The 19501-nt window shown below is 55.1% G+C and carries 15 protein-coding genes; 5 read left to right on the forward strand and 10 right to left on the reverse strand.

Going from position 1 to position 19501, the window contains the following annotated elements:
• Window positions 1-499: 499 nt before the first annotated feature.
• Both FD37_RS11155 and FD37_RS11160 read right to left on the reverse strand, forming a co-directional pair.
• Complete coding sequence (locus tag FD37_RS11155; RefSeq protein WP_045807379.1) at window positions 500-1684, reverse strand: ROK family protein; 1185 nt, start codon at window positions 1682-1684, stop codon at window positions 500-502.
• Window positions 1685-2075: 391 nt separating this feature from the next.
• Window positions 2076-2987, reverse strand: coding sequence for a hypothetical protein (locus tag FD37_RS11160; protein ID WP_056965323.1), 912 nt, complete (start codon window positions 2985-2987; stop codon window positions 2076-2078).
• 304 nt (window positions 2988-3291) lie between these two features.
• On the opposite strand from FD37_RS11160, the gene FD37_RS11165 reads away from it, so the two are divergent.
• On the forward strand, window positions 3292-4485 hold the full coding sequence (locus FD37_RS11165) for an SAM-dependent methyltransferase (RefSeq protein ID WP_045807377.1): 1194 nt from the start codon (window positions 3292-3294) through the stop codon (window positions 4483-4485).
• Between the two features lie 91 nt (window positions 4486-4576).
• Here the strand turns inward: FD37_RS11165 and FD37_RS13180 are convergent, their stop codons facing one another.
• Window positions 4577-4783, reverse strand: a complete 207-nt coding sequence (locus tag FD37_RS13180; RefSeq protein ID WP_056965324.1) for a hypothetical protein — start codon at window positions 4781-4783, stop codon at window positions 4577-4579.
• Between the two features lie 538 nt (window positions 4784-5321).
• On the opposite strand from FD37_RS13180, the gene FD37_RS11175 reads away from it, so the two are divergent.
• Window positions 5322-5873 (forward strand): hypothetical protein, encoded by a 552-nt coding sequence (locus tag FD37_RS11175; protein WP_045807376.1) that lies wholly within the window; start codon window positions 5322-5324, stop codon window positions 5871-5873.
• Between the two features lie 255 nt (window positions 5874-6128).
• Here FD37_RS11175 and FD37_RS11180 read toward each other — a convergent pair whose 3' ends face one another.
• From FD37_RS11180 to FD37_RS11190, 3 genes are all read right to left on the reverse strand, one after another.
• The gene (locus tag FD37_RS11180; RefSeq protein ID WP_045807375.1) at window positions 6129-6473 is read right to left on the reverse strand and encodes an AzlD domain-containing protein; all 345 of its coding nucleotides are present in this window, start codon (window positions 6471-6473) and stop codon (window positions 6129-6131) included.
• Window positions 6474-6491: 18 nt separating this feature from the next.
• Window positions 6492-7217: an AzlC family ABC transporter permease gene (locus FD37_RS11185; RefSeq protein ID WP_052957189.1), complete on the reverse strand. Its 726-nt coding sequence runs from the start codon at window positions 7215-7217 to the stop codon at window positions 6492-6494.
• A gap of 314 nt (window positions 7218-7531) precedes the next feature.
• Window positions 7532-10615 carry a YhgE/Pip domain-containing protein gene (locus FD37_RS11190; RefSeq protein WP_225436351.1) on the reverse strand — a complete coding sequence of 1028 codons (3084 nt, stop codon included), beginning with the start codon at window positions 10613-10615 and terminating at the stop codon, window positions 7532-7534.
• A 764-nt stretch (window positions 10616-11379) separates the two neighbouring features.
• Here FD37_RS11190 and FD37_RS11195 point away from each other — a divergent pair.
• A complete protein-coding gene (locus FD37_RS11195; RefSeq protein ID WP_056965326.1) occupies window positions 11380-12030 on the forward strand; it encodes an ABC transporter ATP-binding protein in 651 nt (216 codons plus the stop codon).
• Complete coding sequence (locus FD37_RS11200; RefSeq protein ID WP_056965327.1) at window positions 12027-12782, forward strand: ABC transporter permease; 756 nt, start codon at window positions 12027-12029, stop codon at window positions 12780-12782. Before FD37_RS11195 ends, FD37_RS11200 begins: the two co-directional genes overlap by 4 nt.
• A gap of 343 nt (window positions 12783-13125) precedes the next feature.
• Here FD37_RS11200 and FD37_RS11205 read toward each other — a convergent pair whose 3' ends face one another.
• The 3 genes from FD37_RS11205 to croR all read right to left on the reverse strand — a co-directional run bounded on the left by FD37_RS11205 (window position 13126) and on the right by croR (window position 16425).
• Window positions 13126-14445, reverse strand: coding sequence for a D-alanyl-D-alanine carboxypeptidase family protein (locus tag FD37_RS11205; protein WP_056965328.1), 1320 nt, complete (start codon window positions 14443-14445; stop codon window positions 13126-13128).
• 104 nt (window positions 14446-14549) lie between these two features.
• The gene (locus FD37_RS11210) at window positions 14550-15725 is read right to left on the reverse strand and encodes a sensor histidine kinase (protein WP_056965329.1); all 1176 of its coding nucleotides are present in this window, start codon (window positions 15723-15725) and stop codon (window positions 14550-14552) included.
• A gap of 10 nt (window positions 15726-15735) precedes the next feature.
• Window positions 15736-16425: a response regulator transcription factor CroR gene (gene croR, locus FD37_RS11215; protein ID WP_045807369.1), complete on the reverse strand. Its 690-nt coding sequence runs from the start codon at window positions 16423-16425 to the stop codon at window positions 15736-15738.
• Window positions 16426-17148: 723 nt separating this feature from the next.
• Between croR and FD37_RS11220 the strand changes: the two genes are divergently transcribed.
• On the forward strand, window positions 17149-17715 hold the full coding sequence (locus FD37_RS11220) for a matrixin family metalloprotease (protein ID WP_056965330.1): 567 nt from the start codon (window positions 17149-17151) through the stop codon (window positions 17713-17715).
• A gap of 355 nt (window positions 17716-18070) precedes the next feature.
• On the opposite strand, the gene guaB is transcribed toward FD37_RS11220, so the two are convergent.
• Window positions 18071-19210 (reverse strand): IMP dehydrogenase, encoded by a 1140-nt coding sequence (gene guaB, locus FD37_RS11225; protein ID WP_045806382.1) that lies wholly within the window; start codon window positions 19208-19210, stop codon window positions 18071-18073.
• Window positions 19211-19501: the final 291 nt, after the last annotated feature.

Consider the following 19501-nt stretch of genomic DNA (forward strand, 5'->3'; position numbering starts at 1 on the left):
GGATGATGACCATGACGCTAGTTGCGGGATGGCCGTGCCCAACAACGTTGCAGCAGGCTGGCCCGCTGACTTGAACGACGCTCACCAGAACGCCCATGCTAGCGCGGCGGGGTCCATTAAAACCACGCAGCGAGTTGCCAATTCGTCCCGTTGGTGACCAATTACCCACCGTATCAGCGAAACAGAGGCGACTTGATGGTCGTGGTGAAATTGATGTTGGTCGGGGTTCTTTCCCGGCCTACATCAAGGCCGAGTTCTGGAGACCTGTGTGGGTTTCACAGGGCTTCAGAATCGTGCCCACCTCGACCATCTTGCTCGCCGGCGTGAAGCGGCGGTCTTCCCCCATCGTTAACGCAACTATCCCTGATGGCAATAGTCATTAACAAAACTAAGCCGCCACCGGCCCCTTTCAACAACGTCATCCCGTAGAATGGACGGTGACAGGGAGGCGTAAAAAAAGCAGCACCCCGCAGGCGCTGCTTTTCCGTTCCATTCAATTTTAAGATTCAATCTGTTCCATGACCACGTTCCGTTCGTTCTGGAACGTCAGCTGGAGGTCATCCAAGCCCAAGACCTTGTGGACGATGGCCGAGGCCCCGCCCATCAAGGACGCTTCCTTGGCGTTCTTGGTCAGGAGCAACGGCGCCTTGCGCGGAATCGCCAGCTTGTCGACGTACCCGCGCACGCTGTCCATCAGTTCCGGCAACAGCTCCAGAATCGGCGCGTTCAAGATGATGGCGTCCGGCGCGAAACTACTGGAGATGTTGGCCAAGACCTTGGCCAGGTAGTACGTGAATTCGTCTAAGATCTTCAGTAACTTCTCGTCGTGGCCCAGGTAGTCTCGCCGAATCCGGTTGACGTCCACCCGGTTGATGCCCTGACACTCCATGATCTGCTTTAAGACCGCCGTTTCGGAAACGTAGTGGTTGACCGTCTCGTGGTTCTGCTCCGTGTACCGATCGGCTAACGGGCACTTGCCGATGACCCCGGCTTCGCCCCGGTGACCGCGGTACAGGTGGCCGTTGGTGACGATGCCGGCACTGACTTGGTCCCGAATCGTGACGGCGACCAGGTTATCGTAGACCCCTTCGCCGGAAAAATCCCGTTCGAAGATGGCCGCCTGGTTGGCCATGTTTTCCAAGACCACCGGCACGTTGAACTTGTCGCCAAAGTACTTGGCGAGGTCGAAGTTCTTCAGGCCCTTGATGGCCGCGTCCAGGATCTGGTTGTCGTCGATCGTCCCGTCCAGCCCAAACGCCAGGCCTAACAACCGGTTCTCGTGGTCTTCCACGACCTGGTTGATGCGGTCTTCAATCATGTCGAGGACCGTGGTCATGTCCACGTTACGCGTCGAAACGCTGGCGTAATCGTGGGACTTCCCGTCCAGGCGGCTGGTCAGGATGGTGAAGCGCTGCCGCAGGATGTTGATGCTCAAAACGAAGCCGTAATCCACGTTGAGCAACGCCATGACCGGTTTCCGGCCACCGTTCCGCGTGCTGACCCCGTGACCAACTTCACGGATCAGGCCTTCGTGCAGGAGTTCGCTGTAAATATCGGAAACCGTCACCTTGTTCAAGCTCAGGTTCCGCGAAATCTGACTCCGCGAGATGGGCCCTTCGTTCACAATCTGCTGTAAGACTTGCTTTTCGTTCGTCGTCCGCATGATGTGCTTATTAATAATCATAATTTTCGGTAATGCCGAACACCTGACTTAACGGGACGCCGGATTGACCACAACCCGGTAGTTACGCTTGATCCCCCAAGATCTTCACGCAACGGTTAAGTTGGCGCCACATCACCTTACCCCCTTATCGTGTATTGGCTCTGTGGACCTAGTACTATAGTAAACCACCCTTACCAATCTAGGGTGAATAATGACTCGCCCGTCTTTCGTGCTTGAAAACGCGTTCATGGCCCGCCAAATCAGTTGTGGCGTGAACTTTTTCGTTCGCTGTATCACTCAATAAGGCGAAAAAATATCGCGACCGTTCGTTAGTTATCCTTACCAGCCCACCCAAAAAGCCAGCCACCCCCACGGGACGACTGGCTTCATAACATTGGTTGAATTCATGCAATTACTTGAGGTACGTTTGGGTGTACTTGGTCAGCGACAGGCCCTTCTTGTCGGCTTGTTGCATGGCGACCCGCACGTCCTGGTCACTCATCGCATCGGCGGCGCCACCGGCCGCGTTAATGGTCTGCCGGGCCGCGCTGATCTGCGCGGCGGTGATGACCTTGCCGTTCAACTCGGTCTGCTTCTTGGTGACCGTGTATTCGTTCTTGCCCTGGTAGTTGCTGGCGGCCGCCGCCTCGGACGACGTCAACGACGCAGAACTACTGGAGCTGCTGGTACTGGTGGACCCGGTCGTGCTGCTGGAAGACGATGACGGGCTGGTCGTGGTGCTACTGTTGCTCGAGACCGCCGACGTCTGTCCGGCATTGTTGGCCTTGCGCAAAGCGAGTGCCCGCGTGTACAGGCCCTTGTAGTAGGCTTGCTGGAACTGCTTGTTGTTGAAGAGTTCATCCAACGTGTTGTTGGAGGCACCGTAGTTCAGCGCCTGGTTTTGTTCCTGCGCCTTGGTCAGAATCTGCTGGAACTGCGCCACGTTGGCCCGAATCTTCTTGACCGTGGTCAACCGTTGCTTGGCGCGCTTGACCAGGACGGGCGAGCCGCCCTTGGTGTCCTGGACCTTCTGGTAGCGGCCCTCGGCGCGGGCAAACTTCCGGGCCGTCAGGGCGTCTTCCCCCGAGACGAACCGCTGCGTCTGCGTTAAGTACGTTTGTGCCGTCGGATCGTTCAGCTTCCGCTTTAAGGCGTTCTGGAAGTAACTCTCCGCTTGCGTGTAATTTTTAGCTTGTAAGGCTGTGCGCCCGTTTGTCATGGCCGCGTCATATTCCTTGGCTGTCGCATGATGATTGGAATAAGCGTAGCCGCCAATCAACAGTGCTACCACGATGGTTGCCACGACCCATACCCATTTTTTCACAGTAAAAGACCTCCGCTGGTTAATGTACTTTCATTATACCATGCTCCCCTGAAAAACTGTGCTTTTTGCTGAGACCGCCCGGAAAAGTTGGCCGGGGCCCGTCAAAACGGGGTCTGACCAGCGGTTTCCCGGCGCCGCCACCCGTTTAATCGGGACCCCCGCCACCAACGAATCCCCTCCCCAAAAGGTTAACCGCTTACATCAAGATGTCTCCCTTACGTTTCCGGGGTGGTTAGGCGTATAATGGCTAAGTAATTCTGTTTTCCCTGTCGTAAGACACCGCAAACGAGAAAGGATCTCTGACATGCTTGAAAAAACTTTTTACAAGACGTTTCTGAGCCACACCTTTAACATCCCCGTCCGCGTGAACTACTGGGACGGTACCAGCGATGTTTACGGGTCTGGCGAACCGGCCAACACGATCACCATCCACCAGGCGATTCCCATCAAGGAAATCTCCCGGAACGCGTCCATCGCGCTGGGTGAAGCCATCATGGACGGGACAATCGAAATCGATGGAAGCATCGAAGACCTGCTGACCGCGGCGTATGAAAATGCCGATAGCTTCTTCCACAACAAGAAGTACATCCACTTCCTGCCGAAGCAAAAGCACACCGAAAAGGAAAGCAAGGCCGACGTTCAGAACCACTACGACATCGGGAACAACTTCTACCAACTCTGGTTAGACGACACGATGACTTACTCGTGTGCCTACTTCGAGACGCCCGACGATGACCTGGAGACCGCCCAAGTCAACAAGGTCCACCACATCATCAAGAAGCTGAACCCCCAACCAGGTAAGACCCTCTTAGACATTGGGTGTGGCTGGGGAACCCTGATGCTGACGGCGGCCAAGGAATACGGCCTGCACGTCACCGGAATCACGCTGAGCCAGGAACAGTTCGATTACGTGAACCAACGGATCCAAGACGAAGGTCTCCAAGACGTCGCCGAGGTTCGGTTGGAAGACTACCGGGAACTGGGGACCGAACAATGGGACTACATCACCTCCGTGGGGATGTTCGAACACGTCGGTGCCGAGAACCTGGGCGAATACTTCAACTGCGTGCAAAAGTACCTGATGAACGACGGGGTCGCTTTAATCCACGGAATCACCCGGCAACAGGGTGGCGCCAACAACGGTTGGTTGAACAAGTGGATCTTCCCGGGTGGCTACGTGCCAGGGCTGGTGGAAAACACCACCCACATCATCGAGAACGGCTTGCAGATTGACGACATGGAACCCCTGCGGCGGCACTACCAAAAGACCGTCGAGATCTGGGACCAGAACTTCAACCAGCACCGTGATGAAGTCACCAAGATGTTCGACGACAAGTTCGTCCGGATGTGGGATCTGTATCTTCAAGCTTGCGCAGCGTCCTTCAAATCTGGTAACATTGACGTGATTCAGTATTTGATCTCGAAGGGGCCTTCAGCCCGGATGCTTCCGATGACGCGGGACTACATGTACGCCGATCAGGATAAAGTAACAGATTAAATCAACGAGGACCGACCGCGGATTGGTCCTTCACTAAACGGCTCAGCCGCCCCGGATTGATCACCGGGGTGGTTGAGCCGTTTTTTGTGCTTCATTGATAAAAAACCACTCTAAAATCCAAGATAGAGATAGTCAGCCGCTCCACGCCGGCGAGCAAGATGGTCGTGGTGGGCACGATTCTGAAGCCCTGTGAAACCCACACAGGTCTCCAGAACTCGGCCTTGATGTAACCGGGTAAAGAACACCCGGTAACATCAATTTCACCACGACCATCAAGTCGCCTCTGTTTCGCTAACATAGTGTGTTGACCCTCTTAAACGAGACTGACTGGCTACTATCTCGTGAATCCAGTGCAGGCCAATGTCAGCCACCAAAGTAACGATTACGTTTCTTTCTGTTCATGGCATCGTGAGTGTTAGCCATGACGAGTGAGTCGCTTATCAAAGTCTATGCTTGATGTGCTCAGCAACAAAAGGCTGGTGACTATCGCCGTAACGACTGTGTTTCCCACTTTCCACCGTTGGTCAGGTCATCATCCATCCCGCAACGTGGTGTCGGCGTTTTCCCCCGTGGTGAAATGATTGTTAGTCAGCGTTTTTGGCTGGCTTACAATCAGGCCGAGTTCTGGAAACTCGCCGGTTTGGGGCGAGGTTTCAGAATCGTGCCCACCTCGGGGGAATGAAGCCGACACCACGTTGCACCAGCCTCCACCACGTTGCCAATCCCATGGCCAACAGGTAGTCGGACCAACCCAGTTTGACGAATGCGCTCGAATAGCCTATCTTTAAGGAACAACAATTGCGTCGGCCTCGCGCCGACCCTGAAGGAGTTTACTCATGGATCGTTTACATATTTCCCGCTTCACGACCCGGGTCCTCACCGTGTGGAGCCTGCTACTCGCCCTCACGTTGATCACCCTGACCGTGACGCACATCGTCACCCCGAATCCCATCAGCTTTCACGCGTTGAGCCTGGACGGCTTCCTCGCCAGCCTCCTGATGGGACTGCGGGTCATCGTCCTGTTTCTGGTCTTCTCGACCATCCCCATGCGCTGGCCGGTCACCCTGCTGACCTTCCTGAGCCTGACCATCGGCATCGCCGCGCTATCCCAGTTCATCGGCGTGGTCATGCAAGGCCACGCCCTGGTCAGCCTGAGCTACCTGGCCTTCATCGCGGTCTTCTGCGCCTTTCTCTACACGGCGGTCTACCTGACCAGTGAAACGATTGAGGGCAACGCCTGGGGCGAACCCGGCAATACTGACCAACGGTACCTGGTCTGCTGGCTCAAGTCCCTGCTGACCAACCTGCGGCGCTTCAGCGTGCCGTTACTGGTCACCCTGCTCCTGTTCAGCGTCCTGCTACCGCTCACCAACCACGTCACGTTTTAAAGAGTGGGACAAAAGGCGGTTAGCTGGCGAGCATTAACGTCGTCAGGCAGACAATCCTGAACTTGGATTGTTTGCCTGACGGGGTTAAGCGGAACCAGCTGCCTTTTGGCGCACGTTTCGACACCAATTATTGAACCATCAAAGAGCCGGAGACCTTTGTCCCCGGCTCTTTTTAATTACCATCAGCCCACGAAAAAACGCCTCCCTGGCGGCAGCCAGACAGACGTTGGTTAATTTGCTATAACGATTTACATGCTAGAGGGCGAGCGATAATAGGAACACCCCGAGCAGGCCGACGATGACCGAGATGGCCATGGAACGGGTCCGGTACGCCACGACGATCACGATGACCGACGCGAGCATTTCAGGAATCTGGGTGAACATCACCTGGTACGTCGCACTATCGATGAAGATATCCTTCACGACCAGCGCCGTAAACAACGACACGGGGACGTACTTCATCCACTCGTTGAACCATTCGGGAATCTCCCGCTTGGTAAACAACATCAATGGCAGAAACCGCGGCGCAAAGGCCACGAAAAAGCCGAGAATGACGAGCCAAAAATGTTGCGTTGTGGTCCAAGTATTAACTGTAGTCATAAACTTCTCCCTGCATCCTTATTTTCCGTCCGAACCTTCAACAGCCGACTTTTTCGCCCCCGGGCTCCGCAACTTCCAGAGCCAATGACTCTCGGGCAGGTACTTGCGCAGCGTCGACTCCAGCGCAAACCCAATCAGTGACGCGATAATCGTCGAAATAACCAATCCCAAGGTACTCTTGACGATCATCATGCACAGGGCCGCTAACAGCCCCGCGATGACACAGATCAGCAGCGTCAGGCGGTTCTTGATCTGCATGACGATCATGTACAAGAACAGCGCCGTTAACGCGAAGTTGACGATCCCCAGGTCGATCTTCAAGGCACTCCCGATCAGACTCCCAATCAGGTTACTCAGCGCCCAGAACAGCAACGAGTAGTGCTCGACCATCAGCGCTTCCTTCCCCGTCCACTTCTTATCGGTCGCGAACTTCAGGTAGTTGATGGCGTAGTTTTCATCGTTTAAGGACACCGCGAAGAAAAAGAGGAACCGGTTGGATTGCCCCTTTAAATAGGGCGATAGACTCGAACTCAATAAAGCATACCGTAACTCTAAGAAAAACAGCATCAAGACAATTGAAAGTAGTGGCGAGTTAATTGTCAGCATCGTGGCAATCAGGAATTGCGCCCCACCGGAAAAGATCAGAATGGATACCAATCCCGTCAGTAAGGTGTTAAACCCTGCCGCATGCAGCAAAATCCCACAAGCCAGCCCAATCGGAATGTAACTTAAGTTGAGGGGCATGGCTACCCGCAGTGTCGACCGCCATAACGGTTCGTCGGGATCGGGCACTTGCTTGGGGTTTAGCCTTCGTTTATTCAAGAATGTTTGCCTCCGTCGAATACTCTGAATTATGAAATGCGTTATAAAACCGCACGCTGATATTCTACCATGTTTCACAAGATTTTCATACAGTAACCCGAACATTTATCAAGGGCCTTCCCCGTTAAATGCCAATAGGATGGGAACTCTTGTGAAAATTCTCAGCGACTTTTCATGCAACTTTTAGCTTAAAAAAATTGGCGGAACCCACCGGGCCCCGCCAATTTCATGACCGTTTAGGAATGTTGGTTGCTATTGGGATCCTCAACGGCTTGGAGTTTTTGGTTGTCATCTAATTGGGACACGCCCATCAGATGCTTCTTCTGTAACCAGTGCATGGTTGGGAACAGCAGGGCTAGGCTAATCGCCACGAAGAGCGCCAGCACGCCCACCGCTTGCCATTCAACGCCACTGCCCATCCCGTCGGTAATGGCTTGCCGGAATCCTAAGATCGAGTAAGTCATTGGCAAGAATGGGTGCACCACGTTGTAGAAGTGGTTGGTGACTTCCATTGGGAAGGTCCCACCGGAACCACCCAGTTGCAGCATCAACAGGACCATCGCAATGAACCGGCCCGGGTTGTCCAGGAGCATCGACAGGAACATGACGATAAACATCGACGCTTCCGAGAACGCAATGGACAGGATGATCAGTTGCATTGGGTGCACGACCGTTAACCCGCCTAACATCATCAGGGAAGGTTCGATCACGGCCATCGCAAAGGCCACCACGGCCCCCACGGAAACCTTGCTCCAGAACCAGCCGGTCGCTGAACCGCCGGCCAGGGAGACCTTCCGAATCGGGAAGGCGAAGTTAAAGACCAAGGCCCCAACGTACAGCGCCACGGACAGCACGTAAGGTGCTAAGGCGTGACCGTAGTTAGACACGTAACTGTAGTTCTTGTGTTGCAACTTCGTCGGTGAAGCGAACATGTCGGCCGTCTTGCTGGTCAACGGCTGAGCGTTGATCTCATCGGCCCCGCCCTTCAGGGACTTGGCTAAGGTGCCACTCCCCTTGGCGAGCTTGTCGCCCCCTTGGATCAGTTGGTTGCTGTTGGCGTTCAGCTTAGCGGACCCAGCGGCCAGTTGGTTGACCCCACTGGTCAGCGTTGGTACCTGGCTGTTCAGGGTGTTCAACCCACTGCTGAGTTGGCCCGCCCCACTGGTCAGTTGACCGGAGGCGCTATTGAGCTTGCTGCCAGCGGCATTTAATTTCGGCGTATTGGCGTTTAGCTTGTTGACCCCGGCAGCCGCCGTATTCAGGCCACTCGCTAACGTCCCAGTTCCATCAGCCAATTGGCTCGCACCAGACTTCAGCGCTGCTCCGTTTGAGGCTAACTTCGCCGTTCCGTTCATGATTTGGGTAATCCCATTCTTCAACGTTGGAATCTGCGCATTCAGGGATCCCAAGCCAGTGTTCAACTGCTTGGAACCGGCTAAGGCAGCGTCCACACCAGAAGCATAAGTGGTCATCCCCTTGTTCAGGGCCGTTGCACCGGTACTTAAGGAATTAGCCCCATCGACTAACTTCTGCAAGTCCGTCGTCTTAGAAGCTAACCCATCTAATTGCGAGAGTTTCTTAGACAGACTTGCCAGGTCCGCGCTAGAAGCGGCAGAGCTCAAGTTGCTCAACGTTTGGGCAGTCGTGTCGTCGATTCCAGTTTGGTTCATCACCGTCATTACCTGGGTCATCGCCGTCTGGAAGTTACTCGTTGCGGCTGCAACAGCAGCGGCTGCACTCGTTAAACCACTCGCGGCTTGTGCCACATTCGTATTCGACGCAGCCTTGGTTGATTGCGTCGTTGTCCCACTGATTTTGCCATTTTCAGACTGTGCCTGATTCAGGGCAGATTGTGCCGCCTTCAAGGCCGACGTCTTCGCACTATCGTCAGAAGCGCTTTCCGCCTTCGTAATGTTCGCTTGGGCTTCAGCAATCGCACTCTTCGTGCCAGCCGCCGCACTCTTATCGCCAGCGTTTTGCGCGGTGGTCGTCGTTGCCGTCGTACCACTCGTTGCAGCTGATTGAACCTTCGCAGCCGCGGCCTTTTGCGCCGTGATGGCGTGGTTCAACTGGTTCTCAGCGGCAACCAGTTGGGTCAATGCCGGCGTCAACAACGTCTTCATTGACGCAACTTGTGAGTTGCCCGACAGAGATTGTAACTCACCAATCATCGTCTGTAATTTTGAAACCTGCGCAATCGTATCGCCGCTCATCATGCCATTCAACTGGCTTTGGAGAGAAGCGACCCCTTGACTGACTTGGCTAGCGCCATCGGCCAATGAAGAAGCCCCGGTCGTTAAGCTGCTAGAATTGCTGCTCAGCTTAGACAGCCCGGAGTTCAGTGACGTACTACCGGAGTATAGCTTAGAAACGCCATCGGCCAACGGTCCGACACCGTTACCCAACTTCTTAACGCCCGTATTCAACGTGTAAACCCCATCGACATATTGGTAGACACCCTTATTCAACGATTGGGCACCCGAGTTTAACTGATTCGTCCCAGCCTGTAACTTCGGCATCCCGGCCGCTAACTGGCTGACCCCGGCGGTATACTGGTTCACCCCGGACGTGTACTGGCTCACACCAGACGTGTACTGGGCTAGCCCGGACTTCAGCGTGGCTGCCCCGGTCGACAACTTCTGAATTCCGTTAGCCAGTGGCGTCACGGACGTCTTCATCTGTTGTAACCCGTTGTTCAGCGTCTTGACCCCGGTGGTGTAGGTGTTCAAGCCATCGGTCAGGGTCACCGTGCCGTCTTTCAACTGCGCGGAGCCCTTGGCGGCCTTGTCCATCCCCTTGCCGACCTTGTAGATCTGGTCGAAGGTGGCCGTGGCGTAGGCCTTGGTGACCTTGGCACTGATTTCGCTCTTTAATTTATCGGCACCCACGTCACTCATGACCTTCGCGATGTAGTTCGCGGAGGCGTTGGTCTTGTAAGTGAACGTCATCTTCTTCGGGTGCTTGTCCAGCGCCGTTGCGGCGTTCTTGGAGAAGTTCTTCGGAATCGTGATGACCGTGTAGTACTTGCGGTCCTTTAACCCCTGAGCCGCTTCGTCCTTAGAAACGAAGTGCCACCCCAGTTGATCGTTTTTCTTCAGGTTGGTGATCGTTTGACTCCCAACGTTCAACTTCTGACCTTGGTAGGTCACCGGTTGGTCTTGGTTCACCACGGCAACCGGCAGTTCACCGGTTTCGCCGTACGGATCCCAGACGGACCGTAGAAAGAAGATACTGTAGAGGAATGGAATAAACATAATCGCCAACACGGAGATCAAGATCAACCGATTATGACGGATGTAACTCCATTCGCCTTTTACCATGTTCAAATGTTCCAACTCCCTCTATCCTCAAAATATCCTTAAAATTGCACATAATTATGCTAATAATAAAAGTATCTTCGCACAGAAATACTTGACTTGTCAAAAATGCAACAGGCCATTCACAATCTTTTAATTCGTAAGGTTACCGTCATATCAACGATTAATGCGGGTTTCCCCCAATATAAAAAAATCGTTAACGGCATTTCTGGTTCAAGGCTTATCCCAGGATAAGCCACTGGTAAGAGTGGGCCAGAAGGCGGGTTAGCTGGCGAGCATTAACGGCGGCGGGGGGATAATCCTGAATCTGGATTATCTGCCCGGCGGTGTTAAGCGGAACCGGCTACCTTTTGGTACCCGTTTCGACACTAGATAGTCGGAGAACCAAAAAGAACCTCATCCCCAACTGGATAAGGTCGTAATGGTGGCTTGGACGAACAAGACGATCGACTGTCTTTTAGTCCTGGTGAAAGCCCGCCAATTTAGCCGTGAGGGCGGTCCTGAAGGGGCTCAGTGGTGTCGTTTGGGTTATTCGGGGTCCTTTCCCGGATTACCCAAAGGCCGAGCTTGAAGACCTGGCACTTTCAGGGCTTCAAGTCGTGCCCACCACGTTCCAGCCCCTTCAGGACCAACCGGTAAGGCGGATTCTGCATCGACCAGTCTTTTCGTTAGACTTTCCCCGGGCCCTATGCTTTAATCAGATTAATTGTGGTGGTTAACTAATCTGGCCCCACCAAATTTCTTCTATATTTAAAGGAGCGATGCCGATGTCTCCCCTCATGCAACTCCGTCACGTCGGGTACCGGACCCCGGACAAGGTGATCCTGACCGACATTAATTGGACCATCCCCGCCGGCGCCGAGCTGACGGTCACCGGCCCCTCCGGTAGCGGGAAAAGCACCCTGCTGCGGATCATGGCCTCGATGATTTCTAAGACCAGCGGCGACCTGCTGTTTGCCGAGAAGCCCCTGGAGTCCTACGACCCGATTGCCTACCGCCGTCAGGTCTCGTACTGTTTTCAACAACCGACACTGTTCGGTGAGACCGTCGCCGACAACCTGAACTTTCCCTACCAGATTCGCCGCCAAACGCCGGACCACGACCACATCGTCGAGGCGCTGACCAAGGCCGGGCTGGCCGCGGACATGCTGGACCAGGCCGTCGACGACCTGTCCGGCGGGGAACGCCAGCGGGTCGCTTTGATCCGCAACATCCTGTTTTTACCGCGCATTTTACTGCTGGACGAGGTCACGGCTGGCCTGGACGACGCCAATAAGGCCAGCATCCACCGGTGGTTGCACCACCTCAACGTGGACCACCAGCTGACCACCATCATGATCACCCACGATAGCGCCGAGATCCACGCCGCCCCGCACCTGGTCCACGTCACCCAAGGTCGATTGGAGGTCGCCCAATGAACCTAGCCGTCAATAATCAGTCGCTCTTCTGGGCCGCCTTCCTGGTCCTGGTCGCCCTGGCCATCAGCCTGTGGCAAAAACTCGGCCTCGACCGCGACATCGTCATCGGGGTGCTGCGGGCCATCGTCCAACTCTTCGCCGTTGGGTACCTGCTCAAGTACCTCTTTCGGCTCAACAACGTCTTCCTGACGTTTGCCATGGTGGCCTTCATCATCTTTAACGCCGCCTGGAACGCCAAAAAGCGGGGCGCCGGCATCGCCAACGCCCTGCCCATCTCCTTTCTGGCCATCTTCGTCAGCACCGGGGTCACCTTAGGCGTGCTGATCCTCGCCGGCGCGATTCGCTTCATCCCGTCGCAGATCATCCCCATCTCCGGGATGATTGCCTCCAACTCGATGGTTGCCATCGGCCTGGCCTACCGCAACCTGAATCGCCAGTTCCACGACCAACGCCAGGGCGTCCTCGAACGGCTGGCGCTGGGGGCCAATCCCCTCGACGCGTCCATCGCCATCGTCCGCGAGTCGATTCGGACCGGGATGGCGCCGACCATCGACTCGGCCAAGACCGTGGGGCTGGTCAGCCTCCCAGGCATGATGTCCGGCCTGATCTTCGCCGGCGTCGACCCGGTCCGGGCCATCAAGTACCAGATCATGGTCACCTTCATGTTGTTGTCGGCGACCAGCCTGGGCTCGATCATCGCCTGCTACCTGGCCTACCGCAGCTTCTATAACGCCCAGTTACAGTTAAAATGAGTTTCCAGCAAACCGTCTCCCCTCTAAAACGGGTAAACAAATAGCGTGCTCGGCCATCATCGCCGAGCACGCTATTTTTTGTCATATTTAAACTTTTAGGTTAGTAACCAAATCAGGCCGCTCGTGATGGACCGCAGTCCGTCCCTTCGTGGCAATCCTAGTCCACTGTCAGCGCAACAGAGGCGACTTGATGGCCGTGGTGAAATTGATGTTACCTGGTGTTTCTCAACCAGGTTACATCAAGGCCGAGCTCTGGAGACCACGCTTTTTGTGGGCTTCAGAGTCGTGCCCACCTCGGCCATCTTGCTCGCCGGCGTGGAGCGCCAGGCTCAGCTAACGACGCCTAGAACAACGCGACGATTGACCGCCACAGCCGGACGAAGACGTTGGCCTTCTCCACGGACTGGGTGACCTTCAACGGCACCTTGGTGACCTTGGTGTTGCCCAGGAAGCCCAACTGGTCGCCCTTCAGCGACAGGTTAGCCGTCCCGATTTGTTGGTTCTTGGCCACCGGGGCCTCCAACGCGCCCTTTTGGCTCAGGCTGCGCTTTAATTGCGTCTTGGCCGTGACGTTGCTGGCGACCTGGTCGTTGCGGATCCACAGCTTGACGTCGTCGGCCAGGGCCGTCTTCGCGGTCTTTTCCTTCGCGTCATGGGTCGTCACGGTCTTAGCCCCCTTCACGGACGTACCCGCTTGGTAGCTGACCGTCTTGAAGTTGTTGTACACGTACGACATCATCTTTTGGGTCTGTTGGAACCGCGATGGGTCGGTCTCGGACTTGTGGGCCGCGTGCAGCACGACCGTGATGATCCGGTTGTTGCCGTTGTTCGCCGTCCCGGTGAAGTTGGCCCCGGCCGCGTCAGACGTCCCGGTCTTCAGGCCGTCCACGTGTAACTTGCTGTAGGAGGCGCTGAGCCCCTTCAGCATCCAGTTCCAGTTTTCCATCTTCGTGGCGTCGTTGGTCCCCTTTTCAAACCACATCTTGGTGATCTTGGTGGTGTTCAGCACTTCGGGGTACTTGTTCAGCAAAGCAACGGCCAGCTTGGCCTGGTCTTCGGCGGACCAGGCGTTTTCGGTCGAGCCAGCCAGGTTGCTGTAGCCCAGGTTACCGACCTGCTTGTTGGTCAGCCCACAGGCGTTGTAGATCTTGGCGTCGGTCATGCCCAGCTTCTTGGCCGTGGCCCGCATCTGAGTGACAAACGCGTGCGGTGACCCAGCCACGGCACTCCCCAGGGCTTCGACGGCCCCGTTGGCGGAGTAGATCAGTGAGGCCTGGTACAGGGCCTTGACGGTGTAACTGTGGCCCGCCCGCAGCGGCACGTTGGAGAGGTTGGTGTTCTTGGCGATCTTCGCGATGTCCTTACTGATGGTCACCTTCTGGTCCCACTTGAGCTTGCCGCTGTGGACCGCCTGGAGCACCAGGTAGATGGACAGTAGCTTGGTCATCGAGGCCACGGGCAGCGCCTGGCTACCGTTCTTCTCGTACAAAATCTGACCGGTCTTGGCGTCCACGGCGATGCCCGCCTTGGCTTTCAAGTTGACCGTGGAGCTGGTACTAGTCGCGGCGTGGGCCGTCACGGCTGGCGTCGCGGCACTCAGGCCCCCGGTGGTCAGGGTGACCGCCGCAATCAATCCGACGATAAATTTACGTAAACGTTTCATGACAATTCAATTCTCCTGTCTTATGTAATCGCGGGTCAGCCCGCGGTTGTTACTGATAACTCATGATATCCGTTGAACCTTAAGGTCGCCGCAAAACGCGCGGCCTACTGCGGCGTCCCCGTCTTCAACCGTTGGGGCACCGTCAGCGGGTGGTCGTGCTGGACCGGCAAATGGATCACGAAGCTGGTCAGCGCATCGTCCGACTCGACGTAGATGTACCCGCCGTGGAGCGCCACGATGCTCTGGGCGATGGCCAGACCGAGACCGGTGCCCCCGGTCTCCTTGGAACGGGACTCCTCGACCCGGTAGAACCGCTCGAAGATCAGCGCCAACGAGGCCTTGGGAATCTTCGGGCCGTCGTTGGTCACCCGGACTTCCAGTTCTCCCGGCGAGACCCGCTTGGCGACCAGGTTGATGTGCTTGCCCCCGTCCCCGTATTTCAGGGCGTTGGCGACCAGGTTATTGAAGACCCGGACCAGCTTCTCGGGGTCGGCCTCCATCATCAACGGGTCGGCCGAGTCGTCGCTGGCCCCGATGTCCATGCCCTTCTTCTGGGCCTCCAGTTCGAAGCTGGCGGCCAGCTGTTCCAGCATGGCACCCAGGTCGATCTTGGTCAGGCTCAGCGGCGTGTCCGTCTGCCGGACCTTGGTGTACTCGAAGAGGTCATCCACCAGCGACTTCATCTGTTTGGACTTCAAAAAGGCCGTGTGGGTGTATTTCAGCAGGTCGTCCTGCGAATGGTACTGCTTATCCTCAATCAGCCCCAGGTAGCCGATGATCGAGGTCAACGGCGTGCGGATGTCGTGACTGACGTTGGTGATCAGCTCGTCCTTGGACTTTTCGATGGCCCGTTCCTCATCCATCGAGTGGATGACGGAATCGACCAGCGCGTTGACGGAATCAACCACGCGTTGGACGTCGCCGCTGACCCGAAACGGGATGCGGTGGTCGAAGTGACCGTTGGCGATGTAGTGCAACTCTTCAATAATGTGGTGCAGCTGCATTTGCCGGTAGCGCCGAATCAGGCGCCACCAGACCACCATTGCGTCGGCGATCATCATCAGGCCGATAAAGAGGTTCTCCCAACTCCACAACTGGTAGTGATGGGGACCTAACACCACGGAGCGTTTAATGATGAAGATCCCGTCGCGAAGCCCGGGGTTGCTCTCGATGGTCTGAACGATCAGCACGAGTAACGCTAAATTCAACATGAGCAGCAGAATCACGGTGACCACGCCTTCCATAAAGAGGGCGCTTTTTTCACGCGTGGTCAGCTTCATGTTGGTGGGATTAGTGGGATTCAATCTTGTACCCCACGCCCCAGACGGTCTGAATCACCTTTTCGCCGTTCGTCGCCTCTTCGATCTTATCCCGCAGGTGGCTCACGTGGACCATGACGGTCTTGGCCGACACGATGCTTTCCTGCCGCCAAACGCGCTCGAAGATCTCGTCCGCCGAGAAGACCCGGTTGGGATGGCTCGCTAAGAGGTAGAGAATCCCGAATTCCAGCGCGGTCAGCGACACCGTCTTGCCGGTGATCGTCTTGACCTCGTGGGAATCCTTGTTGATGGTCAACGTCCCGATATCCAGGATGTCGGGGCTGTCATCGGTGACCTGGTCCTGGCTCCGCCGCAGCAGCGACTTGACCCGGGCCATGACCTCCAACGGGTTGAAGGGCTTGGTCACGTAGTCGTCGGCCCCGGTGATCAGGCCCTGAATCTTATCCATGTCGCCGGTCTTGGCCGACAGGATCAGGATCGGGATCTGGGAGTCTTTGCGGACTTCCTTGATGACCTCGATACCGCTCATCTCGGGCATCATGATGTCCAGGATCATCAGCGCGATATCGGGGGTGGTGTGCAACTTGGTCAGGGCTTCCTTCCCGTTGTACGCGGTCAGGGGTTCGTAGCCTTCATTTTTAATGTAGATTTCGAGTAATTGGGCAATTTCTTTGTCGTCGTCGACAACCAAAATTTTCATAAGTCAGTTCTCCTTCACAACAGCTGTCTTTCGCACGAGCAGTCGTTCTCGGCATTTAAGCTTAGTGTACCAAAAAATCGGACTACCAGATTGACCCGCCGCCGAACCTTTAACTGGGCGTAAGGCCTTTTAACAAGTCTTAATTTTACACTAATTATCAGCGCCTCGCTACCGCCGGGGTCCCGTCCCGAAAAGTTGGCGCTCGTTTTCAAGCTGAATTGGTGACGCCCCAAAACCACCCCGCCCCTGTTCAATTTAACTTTCCACTAATAGCGGGAATGGTAACGGCTGGATTCTTTCATCCCTAAACTTATTTTCATAATTTTTCAGTGATAAGGTAATGAATTTACGCCATTATTCTCGAAACGTTCGGACTTTTTAATCGAATTAGGAACCCCCTTTGACCGTCACTCCCCGGTTCGTTTTTTAAACAACCAACCGGGAAGTTCCCAATCAATTGTTATCAATTGATTGGTGAATTGAGCACAATCGATTTTGAGTGTCTAGCCACAACCCGCGATATGTAACCATTTTGCCCCATTTTGGGGTCGATTTTTATCGTTTATACCCACATTGCAAAAACTGTTCCCACGAAACTATCCACAATGGCAAAGATGTTCCAACATAGGGTGTCCAATCCAAGGCATACTATAGTTGTTCAAAAGGAAAGCAAGTTTAAAAAAACATCAAACATTCGGAATTTTAGAAAGTGGGTTAAAAATCATGTTTGCAAAAGTTATGAAACAAATCGCTATCGTCGCTGCCAGCTGTGCTTTAGCCTTAACTAACTTGGGTGGAACCGTTAACGCCGCCGAAAATGCCAAGACGCCAACTTGGGGTGCTTGGAAGACCACGACGATCACCTACAAGACCGATGTTTCCTCAAACTACTACAAGGGTGTTTGGAAGAACGCCGTGAAGTCCTGGAACAAGGTTGGGGTCGTTGAATTAGTCCCTGCCAAGAGCGGTCAATCCGCCGACATCACGTTGACTTCCTCCAACTCGTTGAAGACTAAGGGCGATGACTTAGCCGGTTACACCAACTACTCTTACTACCAAAAGAAAGACAACAACCAAATCGTTTCCGCAACTTCTACCTTGAACAAGAAGTTGCTGACCAAGTACAACTACACCAAGAAGCAACGCACCAACGTTGCCACCCATGAAATTGGCCACGCCTTAGGTCTGAGCCACTCCAAGTCCGAAGCCAGCGTGATGTTCGCCAGCGAACGGTACGCTTCCATCGACCAACAAGACAAAGCCGCTTTGGAGAGTGTCTACAACAACTAGTTCGTACATAACCTGCTTGCTAAAATTTCGAATTTCTAAACCGAATGTTAAACGACCAGCTCACGACGAGCTGGTCGTTTTTGTTTTCCCGCAAGTGGTAGCTAGGTGCCCCCAACTCGCCAAATAAGCATTTAGGACCAAAGTCTCCGGCACTTTGATTCTTCGGACCTCTGGTGCCGAAACGTGCGCCCAAAGGCAGCTGGTTCCGCTTAACACCGTCAGCCAGATAATCCAAAATCGGGATTATCCGCCTGACACCGTTAATGCTCGCCAGCTAACCGCCTTTTGGCCCACTCTCTAAAATAAAAAACGCCCATCGACCGGACTCAGTCGACGAGCGTTTTGCTGCTTTTATTTACTTGTAGTTTGGAGCTGCCTTGGTGATCTGAACGTCGTGCGGGTGAGATTCCCGTAACCCGGCGTTACTGATCCGGACGAACTGGGCGTTGTCGATCAAGGCTTGGATGTTGGCACTTCCCGTGTAACCCATCCCGGAGCGCAAGCCACCGATCATCTGGAAGATGATGTCGTTTACGCTGCCCTTGTAGGCCACGCGAGCTTCGATTCCTTCCGGCACCAGCTTGTTGGCTTCGTTGACGCTGCCTTGGAAGTAGCGGTCCTTGGACCCCTTCTCCATGGCGGCTAAACTACCCATGCCCCGGTAAGACTTGTACTTCTTGCCGGCTTCTTCGATCACGTCACCAGGGGCTTCGTCGGTCCCGGCGAACATGGAGCCAAACATCACGGCGTTCCCACCGGCGGCCATCGCCTTCACGATGTCCCCGGAGTACTTCATCCCACCATCGGCGATGATAGGCTTGCCAAATTCACGCGCCACGTTCGCGGCATCGTAAATCGCGGTGATCTGGGGAACCCCCACACCCGCCACGACCCGCGTGGTACAAATCGAACCAGGTCCGATTCCCACTTTGACCACGTCCACCCCGGCTTCGAACAGAGCCCGGGTGCCTTCACCCGTGGCCACGTTCCCGGCAATCAACGTTGCGTCGGGTAACTCTTGGCGAATCTGTGCGACCTTGCGGAGCACCCCAGCGGAGTGACCGTGGGCCGTGTCGATGATGATGGCGTCGGCACCGGCATCTAACAGAGCGTGGGCCCGTTCGGACGTATCGGACGTCACGCCGACAGCGGCCGCGACCAACAGGTGGTTGTTCGCGTCAACGGCGGCGTTAGGATACTGGCTGGCATCGTTTTCGATGGCCTTCACGTCGGCCACCATCTGGGCTTGCTTGTCGGTGGTCATGTTCTTGTGGATGACCCCGAGGCCCCCGTTTTGCGCCATCGCCGTGGCCATCTTGGTTTCGGTGACCGTGTCCATTGAGGCACTGAGGAACGGCACGTTTAACTTCAGGTTCGGTGCTAATTGAACACTTAGGTCGACTTCATCCGGCAGTACGTGACTTTCCGCGGGAATTAATAACACATCATCAAACGTGATTCCTTCTTTAGCAAACTTCGTGTCCCAATTAGACATAACGTTAATCGCTCCTCTGTGTTTTAGTCTCAGGCTCGGTTAGGAATCCTGGGAGATATTGTTCTCTAATGTACCAGTCAAATGTTGGTCGGTCAAGGTTTCTCATCGAACTTTTAGGGTCCGGGGGGATTTTCCACCGCCACGGCAAAAACGGCTCCGCTTTGGAACCGTTTTAATGAATTTTCAAATTCGAAAAATCGAAAAGTACCTCAATTGTCGATAACCGCGCTCCACGCCGGCGAGCAAGCCGACCAAGATTGCGGATGGCTGGCCGCTGCACTGCGCCGAGCA

The sequence above is a fragment of the Levilactobacillus spicheri DSM 15429 genome (assembly GCF_001435095.1).
In the GTDB taxonomy this organism is placed as follows: domain Bacteria; phylum Bacillota; class Bacilli; order Lactobacillales; family Lactobacillaceae; genus Levilactobacillus; species Levilactobacillus spicheri.